This window comes from Butyrivibrio sp., from assembly GCF_024699075.1.
The window spans coordinates 1-3251 of the sequence record NZ_JAILQF010000447.1; the positions used below are offsets into that span (position 1 = coordinate 1).

3 protein-coding genes are annotated in these 3251 nt (G+C 40.2%); all 3 read left to right on the forward strand.

Annotation, left to right across the window (positions count from 1 at the left end; all coding sequences use genetic code 11):
* The first annotated feature begins 246 nt into the window (after positions 1-246).
* The 3 genes from K6G87_RS17515 (at position 247) to K6G87_RS20110 (ending at position 2681) form a co-directional block, all read left to right on the forward strand.
* Positions 247-912, forward strand: coding sequence for a GDSL-type esterase/lipase family protein (locus K6G87_RS17515; protein ID WP_296840155.1), 666 nt, complete (start codon positions 247-249; stop codon positions 910-912).
* A gap of 150 nt (positions 913-1062) precedes the next feature.
* Positions 1063-2421, forward strand: coding sequence for an MATE family efflux transporter (locus K6G87_RS17520; protein WP_296840157.1), 1359 nt, complete (start codon positions 1063-1065; stop codon positions 2419-2421).
* A gap of 44 nt (positions 2422-2465) precedes the next feature.
* The gene (locus K6G87_RS20110) at positions 2466-2681 is read left to right on the forward strand and encodes an alpha-L-rhamnosidase C-terminal domain-containing protein (protein ID WP_442863379.1); all 216 of its coding nucleotides are present in this window, start codon (positions 2466-2468) and stop codon (positions 2679-2681) included.
* Positions 2682-3251: the final 570 nt, after the last annotated feature.

Below are 3251 nucleotides of genomic sequence, written 5' to 3' on the forward strand. Positions count from 1 at the left end.
TCATCTTTGGCATAGGCGTAAGGCAAAACACCTATGCCAAATTTTCTTTTGGTGAAATTAAGAACCTGAGTCATATTTTCAAGGATATAAGTTGGCTGGAACAGTAGCCCGTTCTCTTGGAAAAAAGTATCAATGTTTTCCCTGAAATCTAGCTGCCAGAGAATCAGAGATTATCATAAGTGCAAAGTCTTCGAGAACACTGCACTGCCATGGCCAGCGACTAATCTTAACACGGGAGGGTGTACAATGAAAGCAGAAGAAGTTATAAGTGATTTTTTTCAAAATGAGAAGAGGAATAAGGTTGTTAGGTATCAGCATCTTAACAGGTTTGTTAAGAAGGGGCAGATCCTGTTTACAGGTTCATCTCTTATGGAGCAGTTTCCTATAAATGAGATCCTGCAAAATCATGGCATGAACCAGGTTATCTATAACCGCGGAATAGGCGGATATACAATTCCTGAGATGCTTGAATCTATGGAAGAGCAGATATTTGAATTAGAGCCATCTAAGATCTTCATCAACATAGGGACCAATGATATCAGCAGGCCTGAAGAGACTAAAGAACAGCTTATATCAGATTATCGCAAGGTACTGACTCAGATAAAAGACAGGCTGCCCCAAGCTAAGGTCTATATGATGGCCTATTATCCTGTAAATGTACAGGTCGCTGCAAGGCAGCCCTGGCCTGATGCTGAGAAGGCAGCAAAGCTGCGGTTTGAAAGGCTTGATGAGAGTAACAAAGCAGTAAGTGAGCTTGCACAGAAATTTGGGTATAGCTTTATAGATGTTAATAAGGGTCTTACAGGAGATGATGGACAGACCAAAGAAGAATATTCTATAGACGGAATTCATATGTGGTCAGATGCATATGAAGTAGTATTTGAGAATATGAAAGAGTACATTACTGAATAACATACTCAAACTTCGCACTTGCCAAACACGCGCTGAGGCAGAGCTGATACGAAAATGTATTATAAACGGGTCGTATCGGCTCTGCCTCAGAGGGTAGCGTATGTTTGGCAAGTGCGAAATTTGAAAAAAAGTCTTTAACAGGAAGTAGTTATGAAACAGATTGATTTTGAAAAAGGAAGAACTTTAAATAACATACTTGCGACAGCACTGCCTATGCTGGTTGCGCAGATCTTGAACCTGCTCTACAACATAGTAGACAGGATATATATTGCAAGAATACCGATTATAGGAACAAAAGCTCTTGGAGCAGTAGGGCTTTGTTTTCCTATAGTAATCCTTATCACCGGTTTTACCAACATGTATGGAAGCGGCGGCGCACCACTTTTTTCTATAGCAAGGGGCAAAAAAGATGATAAGGAAGCAGCTGCTCTTCAGAATACGTCATTCTTTCTTCTGGTGGTGACAGGAGCTGTGCTTATCGCAGTCGGAGAGCTTTTCGGGCAGCCGATACTAAGCGTCTTCGGAACGTCAGAGTCAAACATGGTATATGCACTTCCATACCTTCGTATATATCTTCTTGGGACCATCTTCTCAATGGTGGCTACTGGGATGAACCCCTTCATCACAGCCCAGGGCTTCTCTGTGATAGGCATGACGACAGTCGTTGTCGGAGCTGTTACCAATATCATCCTTGATCCGGTGTTCATATTCCTTTTGGGCATGGGAATAAGAGGCGCTGCGCTTGCGACTATCATCTCACAGGCATTGTCCGCCGCTTATGTTATGAAGTTCCTGTTAAGAAAAGACAGTAAGTACAGACTTCACTTCCTGACCATAGATGAGATCAAAAAGTGCGGCAAAAGAGCCAGAAACATCATAGGACTTGGTACAGCAGCTTTTATAATGCAGTTTACAAACGCTGTAGTCCAGATATCCTGTAACAACGTGCTATCAGCTGTAGGCGGAGATATCTACGTATCTATTATGACAATAGTCAATAGTGCAAGGCAGATGATGGAGACACCTATCCTTGCTATAACAGAAGGAACATCACCTATCATAAGCTATAACTACGGTGCCAAAAGGCCAGGCAGGATAAAGCATGCCATCGTGATAATGTTCATCCTTGATATGATCTATTCTGTATCCATATGGCTGATCATCAGATTCTTCCCGGCCTATATAATCGGTATATTCAGTGATGATAAGACTATCCTTGCTGATGCGATCCCTGCCTTTAATCTGTATTTCTCGACATTTATTTTTATGACATTCCAGCATACAGGTCAGGTAACCTTTAAGTCGCTGGGGCTTAAAGGCAAGGCTATATTCTTCTCACTTTTTAGAAAAGTTGTCATAGTAGTGCCGCTTACCTACATGCTTCCTTATCTGCTTAAAATGGGAACAGACGGAGTTTTTGCAGCAGAGCCAATCAGTAATGTTGTGGGAGGACTTGCTTGCTTTACCACCATGTGCTTCACAGTAAGAGCTATGTTCAGAGAGGCTTGAGTAAGCCTTTAATAGTTAAGTGATACTTCGTGCTATAGCTGGGCATCACACCACATGTTGCCGGATTCAGGGTAGCTGATATATGCCCTCAGCCTTCGATGAGATTCAGGCATTTTAATACATGTATGACCACCGCAGGCGGCAGATACGTATCGAACTGGAAGATAGCAGAAGATGGAATGCTTACCCTCAATATAGAAGTTCCATTCAATGCAAAAGCCAATGTAAACCTGATTATTCGCTTTCAATTAATAGATTAAAAGCTAAATTGGAGCAAGGACAAAACTATTAGAAAGTTGAATGCGTTGGTTAAGGCAGGATATGTTGTTAAATATGGAACTGGTAGGGGTACGAAGTATTCAAAAAGATAAAAGTTAAAAAAGTGTCGTTACTTGACGCACCAGTTCAGGCAGCTATCGCAAATGGAGGAAAGTAGAAACTACATCTGCTAAGAAGCATTCTTACGCTGGAACATTAACTTTTACATATGACGATGTGAAAGCATATATGGCCGAGCATTCGTTATATACGCAGGCTAATAGGTTCAAAGAATTTAAGGTAGTAGTTTATATTAAGAATCACTAGGGAAGTGCAGTTTCTGCACTTCCCTTTTTTCGAATTAATTTAATTTATTACAAAAATGAGAGAAATGAAGTTTCGGTTTGCAACTACATTTTTTATTAGAATGAAAAATATAATCAAAATATGTTGACTACATTTTGAAAAATATAGTATGTATATAATATACAATTTGGATTAATATCAAGTGGTATGGTGGTAGATATGAAATCTTCACAGTAATACGGTTAAACTCTTGGAGTAACAAATCA

Excerpts from the sequence above, each read along its gene's own strand:
- K6G87_RS17515 (WP_296840155.1), top strand. The coding sequence starts at position 247 with ATGAAAGCAGAAGAAGTTATAAGTGATTTTTTTCAAAATGAGAAGAGG.
- K6G87_RS17520 (WP_296840157.1), top strand. The coding sequence starts at position 1,063 with ATGAAACAGATTGATTTTGAAAAAGGAAGAACTTTAAATAACATACTT.